Source organism: Xanthobacter sp. SG618 (assembly GCF_012932745.1).
Classification (GTDB): domain Bacteria; phylum Pseudomonadota; class Alphaproteobacteria; order Rhizobiales; family Xanthobacteraceae; genus Xanthobacter; species Xanthobacter flavus.
The window spans coordinates 143,959-159,825 of record NZ_JABBHL010000008.1 but is presented as its reverse complement, the minus strand read 5'-3'; the positions used below and the strand labels follow the sequence as shown (position 1 = coordinate 159,825).

Genomic DNA, 15,867 nt, shown 5'->3' with positions numbered 1-15,867 from the left:
CAGCCGTTTCAAGCTCCTTTTGACCCTGATGGGTGAGCCAAGCGCGCTGCCCACGGCACCGACCGAGCGCTCCGAGGTGCGAGCAAGATGAACGCGTTGCTCATGGACTATCTGCCGGTGGTGATCTTCATCGGCGTTTCCGCGGTGATCGGCCTGGCCCTGCTGGTGTCGCCCTTCATCGTGGCCTACCAGAACCCGGACCCGGAGAAGCTGTCCGCGTACGAGTGCGGCTTCAACGCATTCGACGACGCGCGCATGACGTTCGACGTGCGATTCTACCTGGTGTCCATCCTCTTCATCATCTTCGACCTTGAGGTCGCCTTCCTCTTCCCGTGGGCGATCAGCTTCGGTGGCCTCGGCGACCTCGGCTTCTGGTCGATGATGATCTTCCTCGGCGTGCTCACCGTCGGGTTCATCTACGAATGGCGCAAGGGAGCTCTGGAATGGGACTGACCCCTTCGGCCACCAAGCCCGAGATCGCACGCGCCTCGACCGGCATCGTCGATCCCTCCACCGGCCGTCCCGTCGGCGCTGATGATCCCTTCTTCAAGGAGATCAACAACGAGCTGGCGGACAAGGGCTTTCTCCTCACCACCGCCGATGATCTCATCACCTGGGCGCGCACCGGCTCGCTCATGTGGATGACCTTCGGTCTCGCCTGCTGCGCGGTGGAGATGATGCAGGCCTCCATGCCGCGCTACGACGTGGAGCGCTTCGGCTTTGCGCCGCGCGCCTCGCCGCGCCAGTCGGACGTGATGATCGTCGCCGGCACGCTGACCAACAAGATGGCCCCGGCCCTGCGCAAGGTCTACGACCAGATGCCGGAGCCGCGCTACGTCATCTCCATGGGCTCCTGCGCCAATGGCGGCGGCTACTACCACTTCTCCTATTCGGTGGTGCGCGGCTGCGATCGCATCGTGCCGGTGGACATCTACGTGCCGGGCTGCCCGCCCACCGCGGAAGCGCTGCTCTACGGCATCCTGCTGCTGCAGAAGAAGATCCGCCGCGTCGGCACCATCGAGCGCTGATCGGGAGCCGGTGTGATGGACGAGACCCTCAACGACCTCGCCGCCCACGTATCGGGCGCCCTGCCGGGCGTGGTGATCGGCACCGAGATCGCCTATGGCGAGCTGGCGCTGCTCATCGAGCCGTCGCAGATCGTCAAGGCGGTGACCTTCCTCCGGGATGATCCGGCCTGCCAGTTCACCTGCATCGTGGACGTGTGCGGCGTGGACTATCCGGCCCGCGAGAAGCGGTTCGACGTGGTGTACCACCTGCTCTCCGTGAAGCAGAACGCCCGCATCCGCCTCAAGGTCGCCACCGACGAGGACACCCCGGTGCCCTCCATCACCGGCGTCTTCCCCGGTGCCAACTGGTTCGAGCGGGAAGCCTACGACATGTACGGCATCCTGTTCACCGGCCACCCGGAGCTGCGCCGCCTGCTGACGGACTACGGCTTCGACGGCCACCCCCTGCGCAAGGACTTCCCGACCACGGGCTTCGTGGAGGTGCGCTACGACGACGCCCAGAAGCGCGTGGTCTACGAGCCGGTTCGCCTGCCGCAGGAGTTCCGGAACTTCGACTTCCTCTCGCCGTGGGAGGGCGTCGAATACGTCCTGCCCGGTGACGAGAAGGCCTCGGGCCAGCCGCCCGCGCCGCCCAAGGCCGGGTGAGGGAGCGTCTCATGGTTGATGTCGCCGACGAGATGAAGCCCGCGGACAAGGTCCGCAACTTCCAGATCAATTTCGGCCCGCAGCATCCTGCGGCGCACGGCGTTCTGCGCCTTGTGCTGGAGCTGGACGGCGAGGTGGTGGAGCGGGTGGACCCGCACATCGGCCTCCTGCACCGCGGCACCGAGAAGCTGATCGAGGCCAAGACCTACCTTCAGGCCGTGCCCTATTTCGACCGGCTCGACTATTGCGCGCCGATGAACCAGGAGCACGCCTACTGCCTCGCGGTGGAGAAGCTGCTGGGCATCGAGGTGCCCAAGCGCGGCCAGCTCATCCGCGTGCTCTATTCCGAGATCGGGCGCCTGCTCTCCCACCTCCTCAACGTCACCACGTTCGCCATGGACGTGGGCGCGCTGACCCCGCCGCTGTGGGGCTTCGAGGAGCGCGAGAAGCTCATGATCTTCTATGAGCGCGCCTCCGGCAGCCGCATGCATGCCGCCTATTTCCGGCCCGGCGGTGTCCATCAGGACCTGCCCCGGCAGCTGGTGGAAGACGTCGGCGCCTTCTGCGACCCGTTCCTGAAGCTGGTGGCGGACCTCGACGCCCTCGTCACCAACAACCGCATCTTCAAGCAGCGCACCGTGGACATCGGCATCGTCTCGGTGGACGAGGCGCTGTCCTGGGGCTTCTCCGGCCCGGTGCTGCGCGGCTCCGGCGCGGCATGGGACCTGCGCCGCGCGCAGCCCTACGAGTGCTATTCGGAACTCGACTTCGACATTCCGGTGGGCAAGCACGGCGACTGCTACGACCGCTATCTCGTCCGCATGGAGGAGATGCGCCAGTCGACCTACATCATGAAGCAGTGCGTCGAGCGCCTGCTGAAGGAGACGGGGCCGGTCCACACCCAGGACCACAAGGTCGCGCCGCCGAAGCGGGCCGAGATGAAGCGCTCCATGGAGGCGCTCATCCACCACTTCAAGCTCTACACCGAGGGCTTCCACGTGCCGGAAGGCGACGTGTATGCCGCGGTGGAAGCGCCCAAGGGCGAGTTCGGCGTGTATCTGGTCTCGGACGGCACCAACAAGCCGTACCGCTGCAAGATCCGCGCTCCGGGCTTCGCGCACCTGCAGGCCATGGACTTCCTCAATCGCGGCCACATGCTGGCCGACGTTTCCGCGGTGCTCGGCTCGCTCGACATCGTGTTCGGGGAGGTGGACCGCTGATGGCCCGCCTTTCTCTCGCCCTTTGCCCGATGCCGGCGCGCCTGCGCGCGGCTTCTTCCGGGATCTGAACCATGTCCGTCCGCCGCCTCGCCGCCGAGCAGCCCGAGAGCTTCAGCTTCACGCCGGAGCTTGAGGCCATCGCGCAGAAGCTGATCGCCAAGTATCCGGAAGGCCGGCAGGCCAGCGCCGTGGTGCCTTTGCTGTGGGAAACCCAGAAGGCCGCCGGCGGCTGGCTTCCCGAGCCCGCCATCCGCGCGGTCGCCGATCGCCTCGGCATGGCGAATATCCGCGTGCTGGAGATCGCCACCTTCTACACCATGTTCAACCTTGAGCCGGTGGGGAAGTATTTCGTCCAGCTGTGCGGCACCACGCCCTGCATGCTGCGCGGCGCGGAAGCCATCAAGCACGTCTGCGAGAAGAAGATCGGCCACGAGCGGCATGTCTCGGCCGACGGCACCTTCTCCTGGCTCGAGGTGGAATGCCTCGGCGCCTGCACCAACGCGCCCATGGTGCAGATCAACGACGATTATTACGAAGACCTGACCCCCGAGAACTTCGAGAAGCTGCTCGACGATCTCGCCGCCGGCCGTCCGGTGAGCGTGGGCCCGCAGAATTCGCGCAAGGGCTCCGAGCCGGAGGGTGGCCCGCGCGTGCTGCTCGACCCCGCGCTCTATGACTTCAAGGCCACCGTGCCCGCCGCTGGCGGGGGTGGCACGGAGACGCCGGATCTCCTCTCCGCCGGCCGCGCCCGCGCGGCGTCGGAGAGCCCGGCCGATCCCCTGGGCGCCACGGCGGCGGCTCAGGAAAAGGCGGCCGACGGCGCCGACACCCGCGACAAGCGCGAGGCCGTCGCCGCGGAGGCGCAGGCCTCCAGCCCGTCCGTTACAGGTTCCGACCGTGAGCCGGTGAAGACCGGCACCGGCGTGCGCGATCCGGAGGAGTGAGGCCCATGCTCGCCGACAAGGACCGCATCTTCACCAATCTGTACGGCTTCCACGACTTCGGTCTTCAGGGCGCCCTCAAGCGCGGCAACTGGGACGGCACCAAGGCCATCCTGGAAAAGGGCCGCGACTGGATCATCAACGAGATGAAGGCGTCGGGCCTGCGCGGCCGCGGCGGCGCCGGCTTCTCGACCGGCATGAAGTGGTCCTTCATGCCCAAGCAGTCCGATGGCCGCCCCCACTATCTGGTGGTGAACGCCGACGAATCCGAGCCCGGCACCTGCAAGGACCGGGAGATCATGCGCAACGATCCGCATACGCTGATCGAGGGCTGCCTGATCGCCTCCTTCGCCATGGGCGCCCACGCGGCCTACATCTACATCCGCGGCGAATACATCTTCGAGCGCGAGCGCCTGCAGGCGGCGGTGGACCAGGCCTATGAGGCGCGCCTCATCGGCAAGGACAACGTCCACGACTATCCCTTCGACCTCTATGTGCACCACGGTGCCGGCGCCTATATCTGCGGCGAGGAAACCGCGCTGCTGGAGAGCCTCGAGGGCAAGAAGGGCATGCCGCGCCTGAAGCCCCCGTTCCCCGCGAACATGGGCCTCTATGGCTGCCCCACCACGGTGAACAACGTGGAGAGCATCGCGGTCGCCCCCACCATCCTGCGGCGGGGCGCGGCCTGGTTCTCCTCCATCGGCCGCCCGAACAATGTGGGCACCAAGCTGTTCTCCCTGGCCGGCCACGTGAACACGCCCTGCGTGGTGGAAGAGGCCATGAGCATCCCCTTCAAGGAGCTCGTGGAGAAGCATGGCGGCGGTATCCGCGGCGGCTGGGACAATCTGCTCGGCATCATCCCCGGCGGCGCGTCCTGCCCGGTGATCCCCGGCGAGCAGTGCGAAGACCTGATCATGGACTTCGACGGCACCCGCGCGGTGAAGTCGTCCTTCGGCACCGCCGGCGTGCTGGTGATGGACAAGTCCACCGACATCATCAAGGCCATCGCCCGCATCTCCGCCTTCTTCAAGCATGAGAGCTGCGGCCAGTGCACGCCGTGCCGCGAGGGCACCGGCTGGATGTGGCGCGTGGTCAATCGCATGGCCGAGGGCCGCGCCCAGAAGCGCGAGATCGACCTGCTGCTGGAAGTCACCACCCAGATCGAGGGTCACACCATCTGCGCGCTCGGCGATGCCGCCGCGTGGCCGGTGCAGGGCCTTATCCGGCACTATCGTCACGTGATCGAGGCGCGCATCGACCAGTATGCCGCCAACCCGCATCCGGAGCCGGTGGTTCCGGTGGCGGCGGAGTAGCAAGCACCCCGCCGGGCGCGCCGACGCGACGGGCGGGGAGGGATGTCTTAAGGGGCGGGCGCTGTGCGTTCGGCCCCGGCCGTGCAGAGCGCGGCACAAGGTGAGGTGGAAGTGATGGCGAAGATCGTCGTCGACGGAACCGAGGTCGATGTACCTGCCGAATACACGCTGCTTCAGGCGTGCGAGGCGGCGGGCGTCGAGATTCCGCGCTTCTGCTTCCATGAGCGGCTGTCCATCGCGGGCAACTGCCGCATGTGCCTTGTGGAAGTGAAGGGCGGTCCGCCCAAGCCCACGGCGTCCTGCGCCATGGCGGTGAAGGACCTGCGCCCCGGCCCCAACGGCGAGCCGCCCGTGGTGCTCACCAAGAGCCCCATGGTGAAGAAGGCCCGTGAAGGGGTGATGGAGTTCCTGCTGATCAACCACCCGCTGGATTGCCCGATCTGCGATCAGGGCGGCGAATGCGACCTGCAGGACCAGGCCATGGCCTACGGCGCGGACACCTCGCGCTTCGCCGAGAACAAGCGCGCCGTGGAAGACAAGTATATCGGCCCGCTGGTCAAGACCTCCATGAACCGGTGCATCCAGTGCACCCGCTGCGTGCGCTTCTCCACGGAAGTCGCCGGCGTGCCCGACCTCGGCGCCATCGGCCGTGGCGAGGATATGGAGATCACCACCTATCTCGAGCACGCCATGCGTTCCGAGATGCAGGGCAACGTGGCGGACCTCTGCCCGGTGGGCGCGCTGACCCACAAGCCCTACCAGTTCCACGCCCGGCCGTGGGAGCTGGTGAAGACCGAGTCCATCGACGTCATGGATGCGGTCGGCTCCAACATCCGCATCGACACCCGCGGCCGCGAGGTCATGCGCGTCCTGCCGCGCAACAACGACGCGGTGAACGAGGAGTGGATCTCCGACAAGTCCCGCTATGTGTGGGACGGCCTGAAGGTCCAGCGCCTTGATCGCCCCTATGTGCGCAAGGATGGCCGCCTCGTGCCCGCCACCTGGAGCGAGGCCTTCGCCGCCATCGCCGCCAAGGTGAAGGGCACCGCCCCCGCCAGGATCGGCGCGCTCATCGGCGACCTTGCCAGCGTGGAAGAGGTGTTCGCCCTCAAGACGCTCATGGGCAAGCTCGGCTCCGCCAACATCGACGCGCGCCAGGACGGCGCCAAGCTCGATCCGGCGCTGGGCCGCGCGTCCTACGTGTTCAACCCCACCATCGCCGGCATCGAGCAGGCCGACGCCATCCTCCTCGTGGGCAGCGACCCGCGGCATGAGGCGTCCGTCATCAATGCGCGCATCCGCAAGCGCTGGCGCCAGGGCGGGCTGAAGATCGGCCTCATCGGCACCAAGGTGGACCTTACCTACACCTACGACTACCTCGGCGCCGGCCCCGACAGCCTCGCCGATCTCGCCGGCTCGTCCGCCTTCGGCGACATCCTGCGCAAGGCCGAGCGGCCGCTGGTCATCGTCGGCCAGGGCGCGCTGGCCCGGCCGGATGGCGCGGCGGTGCTCTCGCTGGCCGCCCGCGTGGCGGTTGCCGTGGGCGCGGTGAAGGACGGCTGGAATGGCTTCGGCGTTCTGCACACCGCGGCGGCCCGCGTCGGCGCCCTCGATGTGGGTGCGGTGCCCGGCCCCGGCGGGCTCGACGTGGCGGCCATGACCGCCCCCGGCGCGCTGGACGTGGCCTTCCTGATGGGCGCGGACGAGGTGGAGGTCGCCCCCGGCGCCTTCGTCGTCTATCTCGGCACCCACGGTGATCGCGGCGCCCACCGGGCGGACGTGATCCTGCCCGGCGCCGCCTATCCCGAGAAGTCGGGCATCTATGTGAACACGGAAGGCCGGGTGCAGTTCGCCAACCGCGCCGCCTTTCCGCCCGGCGAGGCGCGCGAGGACTGGGCGATCCTGCGGGCGCTGTCCGAGGTGCTGGGCCAGACCCTGCCCTTCGACAACATGCAGGCGCTGCGCGCCCAGCTCGTCTCGGCCTATCCCCACCTCGGCCATATCGACGAGGCGGCAGAGGCGGATGCCGGCGCCGTGTCGGCCCTCGCGGGTGTCGGCGGCAGCGTGGACAAGACGGCGTTCGCGCCGGTGATCGAGGACTTCTTCCTCACCAACCCCATCGCGCGGGCTTCCGCCGTGATGGCCGAATGCTCCGCGCTGCGCCTTGCGGCGGCGGCGGAAGCGGCGGAGTAGGCGATGGGCACGGTGAACCGGACGGCTGCGAGCTTCACGGAAACGCGGACATGAACTGGCAGGACACCCTCATCCAGGTGCTCATCATCCTCGGGCAGAGCCTTGCTCTGCTCGTGGCGCTCCTGATCTTCATCGCCTTCATCCTGCTGGCGGACCGCAAGATCTGGGCGGCGGTGCAACTGCGCCGCGGTCCCAACGTGGTGGGGCCGTTCGGCCTCCTGCAATCCTTCGCCGACCTTCTCAAGTTCGTGCTGAAGGAGCCCACCATCCCGTCGGGCGCCAACAAGGCGATCTTCCTTCTGGCCCCGCTCGTCACCTGCGTGCTGGCGCTTGCCGCCTGGGCGGTGGTGCCGATCGCACCGGGCTGGGTCATCGCCGACCTGAATGTCGGCGTGCTCTATATCTTCGCCATCTCGTCGCTCGGCGTGTACGGCATCATCATGGGCGGCTGGGCTTCGAACTCGAAGTATCCCTTCCTCGCCGCGCTCCGCTCCGCGGCGCAGATGGTGTCCTACGAAGTCTCCATCGGCTTCGTCATCATCACCGTGCTGATGTGCGCCGGCTCGCTGAACCTCTCGGAGATCGTCGAGGCGCAGAACGGCCGCTTCGGATTCCTCGGCTGGTACTGGCTGCCGCTGCTGCCCATGTTCGTCATCTTCTTCGTGTCGGCCCTGGCCGAGACGAACCGCCCGCCCTTCGACCTCGTGGAAGCGGAGTCGGAGCTGGTGGCGGGCTTCATGACCGAATACGGCTCGACCCCCTATCTCCTGTTCATGCTCGGCGAGTACGTGGCGATCATGACCATGTGCGCCATGGGAACCATCCTGTTCCTCGGCGGCTGGCTCTCGCCCATCCCGTTCGCGCCCTTCACCTGGGTGCCGGGGCTGGTGTGGTTCGTCCTCAAGCTCTGCTTCATGTTCTTCCTGTTCGCGATGGCGAAGGCCATGGTGCCCCGCTATCGCTACGACCAGCTCATGCGGCTCGGCTGGAAGGTGTTCCTGCCGATCTCCCTCGTCGCCGTCGTGGTGGTCGCGGGCGTGCTGCACTTCACCGGGACGGCGCCGCAATGACCGTTCCTTCCGCCCTTTCGCACAGCCTTCGGGGAGAGCGCCTGTGAAGCTCGATCAGGCCGCGCGCGCCATCTTTCTCACCGAGCTCGTCTCGGGCTTCTTCCTCGCCATGCGCTATTTCTTCAAGCCCAAGGCGACGTTGAACTATCCCTTCGAGAAGGGCCCGCTCTCGCCGCGCTTCCGCGGCGAGCATGCCCTGCGCCGCTATCCCAACGGGGAAGAGCGCTGCATCGCCTGCAAGCTGTGCGAGGCGATCTGCCCGGCGCAGGCCATCACCATCGAGGCCGGCCCGCGCCGCAATGACGGCACGCGCCGCACCACCCGTTACGACATCGACATGGTGAAGTGCATCTATTGCGGCTTCTGCCAGGAGGCGTGCCCGGTGGATGCCATCGTCGAGGGACCGAACTTCGAGTTCGCCACCGAGACGCGCGAGGAACTCTACTACGACAAGGAAAAGCTGCTCGCGAACGGCGACCGGTGGGAGCGCGAGATCGCGCGGTCCATCGCGCTCGACGCGCCCTATCGCTGAGCGGCGAAACGAACACGGCCGGCATCCTGCCGGTCTTCTGGAACGGGACCGGCGACGCGTGGCGACGCGCTGCGCCATAGATCGGACTTTCGGGATGCGTCGGGTTTTCGGGATGCGTCAGGACATCAGAGGGGCCGGCCGCCTTGCGGGGCCGGACATGACCGGCGCGGGCGCGCCGCGGGCAGGGGGGCTACGCGCATGAGCGTCGCGGCAGCGTTTTTCTATCTCTTCGCCTTCGTGCTGGTGGCGTCCGCCTTCATGGTGATCTCCTCCCGCAACCCGGTGCAGTCGGTTCTGTTCCTCATCCTCGCGTTCGTGAACGCGGCGGGCCTCTTCATCCTCATCGGCGCCGAGTTCCTCGCGCTGATCCTGGTGGTGGTCTATGTGGGCGCGGTGGCGGTGCTCTTCCTCTTCGTCGTGATGATGCTCGACGTGGACTTCGTGGAGCTGCGCCAGGGCTTCCTGCAATATCTGCCGGTGGGCGTGGTGGTCGGCCTCATCTTCCTCGCCGAGCTGGTGCTGGTGGTGGGGGCGTGGGTGACCGGCCCCGGGGTCTCCTCGGCGGTGAAGTCCTCGCCCGGCGGCATCGCCACGGAGAGCAACGTGCGCGCCATCGCGCAGGTGCTCTACACGGACTACATCTACTTCTTCCAGGCCGCCGGCTTCGTGCTGCTCGTCGCCATGATCGGCGCCATCGTGCTCACGCTGCGCCACAAGGTGAACGTGCGCCGGCAGAACATCACGGCTCAGGTGACGCGCTCCTCCACCATCGAGGTGGTGAAGGTGCGTCCCGGCCAGGGCCTCTGAGGGGGATGGGCATGGACATCGGTCTCTCCCACTATCTGACCGTCGCGGCGATCCTGTTCACGCTCGGGACGCTCGGCATCTTCCTCAACCGGAAGAACGTCATCGTCATCCTCATGTCGGTGGAGCTGATCCTGCTCGCCGTGAACATCAACCTCGTCTCGTTCTCCGCCTTCCTCGGGAACCTGACGGGCCAGGTGTTCGCGCTGCTCGTGCTCACCGTCGCCGCAGCCGAGGCGGCCATCGGCCTCGCCATCCTCGTGGTGTTCTACCGCAACCGCGGTTCGATCGCCGTCGAGGACATCAACGCCATGAAGGGCTGAGGCCATGTATCAGGCGATTGTCTTCCTCCCCCTTCTCGGCTTCCTCATCGCCGGCCTGTTCGGCAAGAAGATCGGTGACCGCGCCAGCGAGGTGGTGACCACCTCCTTCCTGTTCGTCGCGTGCCTGCTCTCCTGGATCGCGTTCTTCTCGGTCGGCTTCGGTGACCACGACACGCGCGTGCAGGTGATGAAGTGGATCTATGTGGGCGACCTCAAGGTCGACTGGGCGTTCCGCATCGACACCATGACGGTGATCATGCTGATCGTCGTCACCACCGTGTCCTCGCTGGTCCATCTCTACTCCATCGGCTACATGCACGAGGATCCGAGCCGGCCGCGCTTCTTCGCCTATCTCTCGCTGTTCACCTTCGCCATGCTCATGCTGGTGACGGCGGACAACCTGCTCCAGCTGTTCTTCGGCTGGGAAGGCGTGGGCCTCGCCTCATACCTGCTCATCGGCTTCTGGTATGAGAAGCCCTCGGCGAACGCGGCGGCCATGAAGGCCTTCGTGGTGAACCGCGTGGGCGACTTCGGCTTCATGCTGGGCATCTTCGCCATCTTCGTGATGACCGGCTCCATCGCCTTCGAGGAGGTGTTCGCCGCCGCCCCGGGGCTTGCCGGCAAGACCATCACCTTCCTCGGCCACCATTGGGATGCGCCGACCGTGATCGCGCTGCTGCTGTTCGTCGGCGCGTGCGGCAAGTCCGCCCAGTTCCTGCTGCACACCTGGCTGCCGGACGCGATGGAAGGCCCGACCCCGGTCTCGGCCCTCATCCACGCCGCCACCATGGTGACCGCGGGCGTGTTCATGGTGGCGCGCATGTCGCCCATCTTCGAGCTGTCGCAGACGGCGCTCAACGTGGTGATGCTGGTGGGCGCGACCACCGCCTTCTTCGCCGCCACCGTCGGCCTGGTGCAGAACGACATCAAGAAGGTGATCGCCTACTCCACCTGCTCCCAGCTCGGCTACATGTTCGTGGCCATGGGCGCTGGCGCCTATTCCATCGGCATGTTCCACCTGCTCACGCACGCCTTCTTCAAGGCGCTGCTCTTCCTTGGTGCCGGCTCGGTCATCCACGCCATGCACCATGAGCAGGACATGCGGCACATGGGCGGCCTTCGGAAGAAGATCCCCTTCACCTATTGGACGATGGTGATCGGCACGCTGGCCATCACCGGCTTCCCGTTCCTCGCCGGCTATTACTCCAAGGACGCCATCATCGAGGCGGCCTATGCGAGCCACAACTACTTCCACGTCTACGGCTACTGGATGACCGTGATCGCCGCGGCGCTCACCGCCTTCTATTCCTGGCGCCTGATCTTCCTCACCTTCTGGGGTCACCCGCACGACCACCATCATTATGAGGCCGCGCACGAGAGCCCGCTGGTGATGACCATTCCGCTGGCCGTGCTGTCCCTCGGCGCGATCTTCGCGGGCTGGGCCTTCCACGGCATCTTCGTCGGGCACGGCGTGGAGCACTTCTTCCGCCATTCGATCTTCATGGGGGCGGAGAACCACATTCTCCACGCCATGCACGAGATCCCCGGCTGGGCGGCCTACATGCCCACGGTGATGATGGTGATCGGCTCGCTCTTCGCCATCTGGTTCTATCTGGTGAACCCGAAGGTGCCCGTGCAGCTCGCGAAGTCGCAGGACGCGCTGTACCAGTTCCTCCTGAACAAGTGGTACTTCGACGAGATCTACAACTTCCTGTTCGTGCGTCCGGCCCTCTGGCTCGGCCGCACCCTGTGGAAGCGTGGTGACGGCACCATCATCGACGGCTTCGGCCCGGATGGCGTCTCGGCCCGCGTGCTCGACATCACCCGCGGGGTGGTGCGGCTGCAGACCGGCTACCTCTACCACTACGCCTTCGTGATGCTGATCGGCGTCGCGGCCCTCATCACCTGGTTCATGTTCGCCGGAGTGTGACGATGACCGACTGGCCCATCCTCTCCGTCGTCACCTTCCTGCCGCTGGTCGGGGCGCTCTTCATCCTCGTGGTGCGGGGCGACGACGAGGTCTCCGCGCGCAACGCCCGCTGGGTGGCGCTGTGGACCACGCTCGTCACCTTCCTGGTGTCGCTGCTGCTGCTGCCGGGCTTCGACGCCTCGGCCCCCGGCTTCCAGTTCGTGGAAAAGAAGGCGTGGCTCGGCGATCTCGCCTCCTACCACATGGGCGTGGACGGCATCTCGCTGCCCTTCGTCATCCTCACCACCTTCCTCATGCCCTTCTGCATCCTCGCCTCCTGGGAGAGTGTGCATAAGCGCGTGAAGGAATACATGATCGCCTTCCTGGTGCTCGAGACCATGATGCTCGGCACCTTCACGGCCCTCGACCTCGTCCTCTTCTACTTCTTCTTCGAGGGCGGCCTCATCCCGATGTTCCTGATCATCGGCGTGTGGGGTGGGCCGCGCCGCATCTATGCGGCCTTCAAGTTCTTCCTCTACACGCTGGCCGGCTCCGTGCTGATGATGCTCGCCATCATGGCCATGTACTGGAAGGCCGGCACGACGGACGTGCCCACCCTGATGCAGTTCGGCTTCCCGTCGGGCATGCAGTTCTGGCTCTGGCTCGCTTTCTTCGCCTCCTTCGCGGTGAAGATGCCCATGTGGCCGGTGCACACCTGGCTGCCTGATGCCCACGTGGAAGCGCCAACGGCCGGCTCCGTCATCCTGGCGGGCGTGCTCCTGAAGATGGGCGGCTACGGCTTCCTGCGCTTCTCGCTGCCCATGTTCCCGGAGGCGAGCCACTATTTCGCGCCTCTGGTGTTCACCCTTTCCGTGGTGGCCATCATCTACACCTCGCTCGTCGCGCTGGTGCAGGAGGACATCAAGAAGCTGATCGCCTACTCGTCCATCGCCCATATGGGCTTCGTGACCATGGGCATCTTCGCCATGAACGAGCAGGGCCTGCAGGGCGCCATGTTCCTCATGATCTCCCACGGCTTCGTCTCGGCCGCGCTGTTCCTGTGTGTGGGCGTCATCTACGACCGCCTGCACACCCGCGAAATCGCCGCCTATGGCGGCCTCGTGAAGCGCATGCCGCTCTACGCCACGGTGCTGATGGTGTTCACCATGGCGAATGTGGGCCTGCCGGGCACGTCGGGCTTCATCGGCGAGTTCCTGACCATGCTCGCCGCCTTCGAGCGCAACACCTGGGTCGCCTTCTTCGCGGCCACCGGCGTCATCCTCTCCGCGGCCTACGCCCTGTGGCTCTACTGGCGCGTCGTGTTCGGCCCGCTGGAGAAGGAGAAGCTGAAGTCCATGATGGATCTCTCGCCCCGCGAGATCGTCATCATGGTCCCGCTGGTGATCCTCACCATCCTGTTCGGCGTGTGGCCCGCGCCCATCCTCAACATGACATCCCATGCGGTGAACGCGGTCGTCGCGCGCACCGATTCCGTGGCCGGCGCGGTGAAGACCGCCCTGCTGCTGAGCTTCTGATTTTCGAGGACGCCTCATGTCGCAGCTCCTGCCTCCCCTCGGCGCGGTCCTGCCGGAACTGGTGCTCGCCGTCTCGGCCATCGTGCTGATCCTCATCGGCGCGTTCCGCGGGGAGGGCTCGGCCAATCTGGTCACGGGCCTTGCCATCGCGGTGCTCGCCGCGGCGGGCGTGCTGGTGCTGCTTCAGCCGGGCACCGAAGTCTCCGCCTTCAACGGCTCGCTGGTGATCGATCCCTTCGGCCGCTTCATGAAGGTGCTGGTCTCCATCGGCGCGCTGGTCTCCCTCATCATGTCGGTGGACTGGCAGGCGCGGGAGAAGCAGGCGAAGTTCGAATATGCGGTGCTGGTGGTGATCGCCACGCTCGGCATGTTCATGCTGGTGTCGGCCGGCGACCTCATCGCCCTCTATCTCGGCCTCGAGTTGATGAGCCTTTCGCTCTATGTGGTGGCCGCCATCAATCGCGACTCGGTGCGCTCCACCGAGGCGGGCCTGAAGTATTTCGTCCTCGGCGCGCTCTCCTCGGGCATGCTGCTCTACGGCGCCTCGCTGATCTACGGCTTCACCGGCTCGGTGAACTTCCTGCAGATCGCCGCCGTGGCGAAGGAGCCGAGCATCGGCCTCATCTTCGGCCTCGTGTTCCTGGTGGCGGGCCTGTGCTTCAAGGTGTCGGCCGTGCCGTTCCACATGTGGACGCCGGACGTCTATGAAGGCGCGCCCACCCCGGTCACCGCCTTCTTCGCCTCCGCCCCGAAGGTCGCCGGCATGGCCATCTTCGTGCGCGTGCTGATCGAGGCGTTCCCCCACGTCTCGCACCAGTGGCAGCAGATCGTCGCCTTCGTGTCGCTTGCCTCCATGGTGCTCGGCGCCTTCGCCGCCATCGGCCAGCGCAACATCAAGCGACTGCTCGCCTACTCCTCCATCGGCCACATGGGCTTCGCCCTCGTCGGCCTCGCCGCCGGCACCGCCGAGGGCGTGCGCGGCGTGCTGGTCTACATGGCCATCTACCTGATGATGACGCTCGGCACCTTCGCCTGCGTGCTCACCATGCGCCGCAAGGGCCAGGCGGTGGAGACGGTGGACGACCTCGCCGGTCTTGCCCGCCGCAATCCGCTGATGGCGCTGATGCTGGGCGCGCTGATGTTCTCGCTGGCCGGCATCCCGCCGCTCGCGGGCTTCCTCGCCAAATACTACGTCTTCGTCGCGGCCATCCAGGCGGGCCTCTATGGCCTCTCCGTGGTGGGCGTGCTCGCCTCGGTGGTAGGCGCCTTCTATTACCTGCGGATCGTCAAGATCATGTATTTCGACGAGCCGGTGGACGCCTTCGACCCCATGCCGACCGAGCTGAAGGCGGTTCTGGCGGTGAGTGGCCTTTTCACCATCTTCTATTTCGTCTATCCCGCTCCTCTTATCGAGGCTGCGAGTGCCGCTGCCCGTTCGCTCTTCTGAGACGATGGCTCATTACGAATTCCAGGGTTCCACGGTTCCCATCGTCCGCTTCACCCAGATCGGCTCCACCAACGCCGAGGGGATGGCGCGCCTCCAGCGAGGCGAGACCTTCCCGGTGTGGCTGGTCGCCGACATCCAGACGGCCGGGCGGGGACGCCGCGGCCGTCCGTGGACGTCTGAGCTCGGCAATCTCTTCGCCACCCTGGTGCTGCCCAATCCGGCGCCGGTTGCGAACCTCGCCCAGCTCTGCTTCGTCGCCGGCCTCGCGCTGCGGGATGCGGTGATCTCCGCCGCGCCGCAGATCGCCACCGAGCACATGAAGCTCAAGTGGCCGAACGACCTCCTGATCGAGGGCGGCAAGGTGGCCGGCATCCTGGTGGAGGGCGGCACCGATCCGCACGGCCGCCCCGCCGCGGTCATCGGCTTCGGCGTCAACTGCCTGCATCATCCCGAGGATCTGCCCTACAAGGCGACGAGCCTCGAAGCCCTCGGGGCGCCCACCGCGCCCGACCGAATGCTGGAAGCGCTCGACCTTGCCATGGCGGTGCGCCTCAACCAGTGGAACGCCGGCGCGGGCTTTCCCGCCATCCGCTCGGACTGGATGCGCCATGCCCTCGGCATGGGCGATCAGGTGAGCGTCAAGATCGGCGAGCGCGAGGTGGTAGGCCGCTTCGAGAACATCGATACACGCGGCGCCATGATGCTGCGGCGTCGGGACGGCGTGGCCGAGATCATCACCGCGGGGGATGTGTCCCTCGGCAAGCCCGACTGATCGTCGCGGCGGGGTCTGAAGGCTTGCAATGCGGCGGCGGGGCTCCATCATATGCCCGCCCGCCTTTTCCTGAGCCTCGCGTCGCGGGGCTTTTCCTGTTTGGCGCGTCACGCGCTCGTCGGCGCTCCCATGCGC

General features: G+C 66.5%; 15 protein-coding genes. All 15 read left to right on the top strand.

The features are described 5' to 3' along the window. Positions 1 to 87: 87 nt before the first annotated feature. On the top strand, positions 88 to 453 hold the full coding sequence (locus FHT36_RS20135; protein ID WP_024278565.1) for an NADH-quinone oxidoreductase subunit A: 366 nt from the start codon (positions 88 to 90) through the stop codon (positions 451 to 453). Then, complete coding sequence (locus FHT36_RS20130) at positions 444 to 1,028, top strand: NADH-quinone oxidoreductase subunit B family protein (protein WP_169124260.1); 585 nt, start codon at positions 444 to 446, stop codon at positions 1,026 to 1,028. Before FHT36_RS20135 ends, FHT36_RS20130 begins: the two co-directional genes overlap by 10 nt. Before the next feature lie 15 nt (positions 1,029 to 1,043). Further along, the gene (locus tag FHT36_RS20125) at positions 1,044 to 1,673 is read left to right on the top strand and encodes an NADH-quinone oxidoreductase subunit C (RefSeq protein WP_169124259.1); all 630 of its coding nucleotides are present in this window, start codon (positions 1,044 to 1,046) and stop codon (positions 1,671 to 1,673) included. A 32-nt stretch (positions 1,674 to 1,705) separates the two neighbouring features. Next, a complete protein-coding gene (locus tag FHT36_RS20120; protein ID WP_169124373.1) occupies positions 1,706 to 2,893 on the top strand; it encodes an NADH-quinone oxidoreductase subunit D in 1,188 nt (395 codons plus the stop codon). A gap of 71 nt (positions 2,894 to 2,964) precedes the next feature. Further along, positions 2,965 to 3,837 carry an NADH-quinone oxidoreductase subunit NuoE gene (nuoE, locus tag FHT36_RS20115; protein ID WP_246702338.1) on the top strand — a complete coding sequence of 291 codons (873 nt, stop codon included), beginning with the start codon at positions 2,965 to 2,967 and terminating at the stop codon, positions 3,835 to 3,837. A 5-nt stretch (positions 3,838 to 3,842) separates the two neighbouring features. Beyond that, complete coding sequence (gene nuoF, locus FHT36_RS20110; RefSeq protein ID WP_169124258.1) at positions 3,843 to 5,147, top strand: NADH-quinone oxidoreductase subunit NuoF; 1,305 nt, start codon at positions 3,843 to 3,845, stop codon at positions 5,145 to 5,147. Between the two features lie 114 nt (positions 5,148 to 5,261). Beyond that, positions 5,262 to 7,340, top strand: coding sequence for an NADH-quinone oxidoreductase subunit NuoG (gene nuoG / locus FHT36_RS20105; RefSeq protein WP_169124257.1), 2,079 nt, complete (start codon positions 5,262 to 5,264; stop codon positions 7,338 to 7,340). Between the two features lie 50 nt (positions 7,341 to 7,390). Beyond that, positions 7,391 to 8,410 carry an NADH-quinone oxidoreductase subunit NuoH gene (nuoH, locus tag FHT36_RS20100; RefSeq protein ID WP_169124256.1) on the top strand — a complete coding sequence of 340 codons (1,020 nt, stop codon included), beginning with the start codon at positions 7,391 to 7,393 and terminating at the stop codon, positions 8,408 to 8,410. Between the two features lie 43 nt (positions 8,411 to 8,453). Beyond that, the gene (nuoI, locus tag FHT36_RS20095; RefSeq protein ID WP_024278573.1) at positions 8,454 to 8,942 is read left to right on the top strand and encodes an NADH-quinone oxidoreductase subunit NuoI; all 489 of its coding nucleotides are present in this window, start codon (positions 8,454 to 8,456) and stop codon (positions 8,940 to 8,942) included. Between the two features lie 198 nt (positions 8,943 to 9,140). After that, entirely contained in the window at positions 9,141 to 9,749 is a 609-nt protein-coding gene (locus FHT36_RS20090) for an NADH-quinone oxidoreductase subunit J (protein WP_169124255.1), read from the top strand. A gap of 11 nt (positions 9,750 to 9,760) precedes the next feature. Continuing rightward, on the top strand, positions 9,761 to 10,069 hold the full coding sequence (gene nuoK / locus FHT36_RS20085; RefSeq protein WP_024278575.1) for an NADH-quinone oxidoreductase subunit NuoK: 309 nt from the start codon (positions 9,761 to 9,763) through the stop codon (positions 10,067 to 10,069). Positions 10,070 to 10,073: 4 nt separating this feature from the next. Continuing rightward, positions 10,074 to 11,999, top strand: a complete 1,926-nt coding sequence (gene nuoL / locus FHT36_RS20080; RefSeq protein ID WP_169124254.1) for an NADH-quinone oxidoreductase subunit L — start codon at positions 10,074 to 10,076, stop codon at positions 11,997 to 11,999. Between the two features lie 2 nt (positions 12,000 to 12,001). Next, a complete protein-coding gene (locus FHT36_RS20075) occupies positions 12,002 to 13,513 on the top strand; it encodes an NADH-quinone oxidoreductase subunit M (RefSeq protein ID WP_169124253.1) in 1,512 nt (503 codons plus the stop codon). Positions 13,514 to 13,529: 16 nt separating this feature from the next. Then, positions 13,530 to 14,960: an NADH-quinone oxidoreductase subunit NuoN gene (nuoN, locus tag FHT36_RS20070; protein ID WP_169124252.1), complete on the top strand. Its 1,431-nt coding sequence runs from the start codon at positions 13,530 to 13,532 to the stop codon at positions 14,958 to 14,960. A 4-nt stretch (positions 14,961 to 14,964) separates the two neighbouring features. Then, a complete protein-coding gene (locus FHT36_RS20065; protein WP_169124251.1) occupies positions 14,965 to 15,732 on the top strand; it encodes a biotin--[acetyl-CoA-carboxylase] ligase in 768 nt (255 codons plus the stop codon). Positions 15,733 to 15,867: the final 135 nt, after the last annotated feature.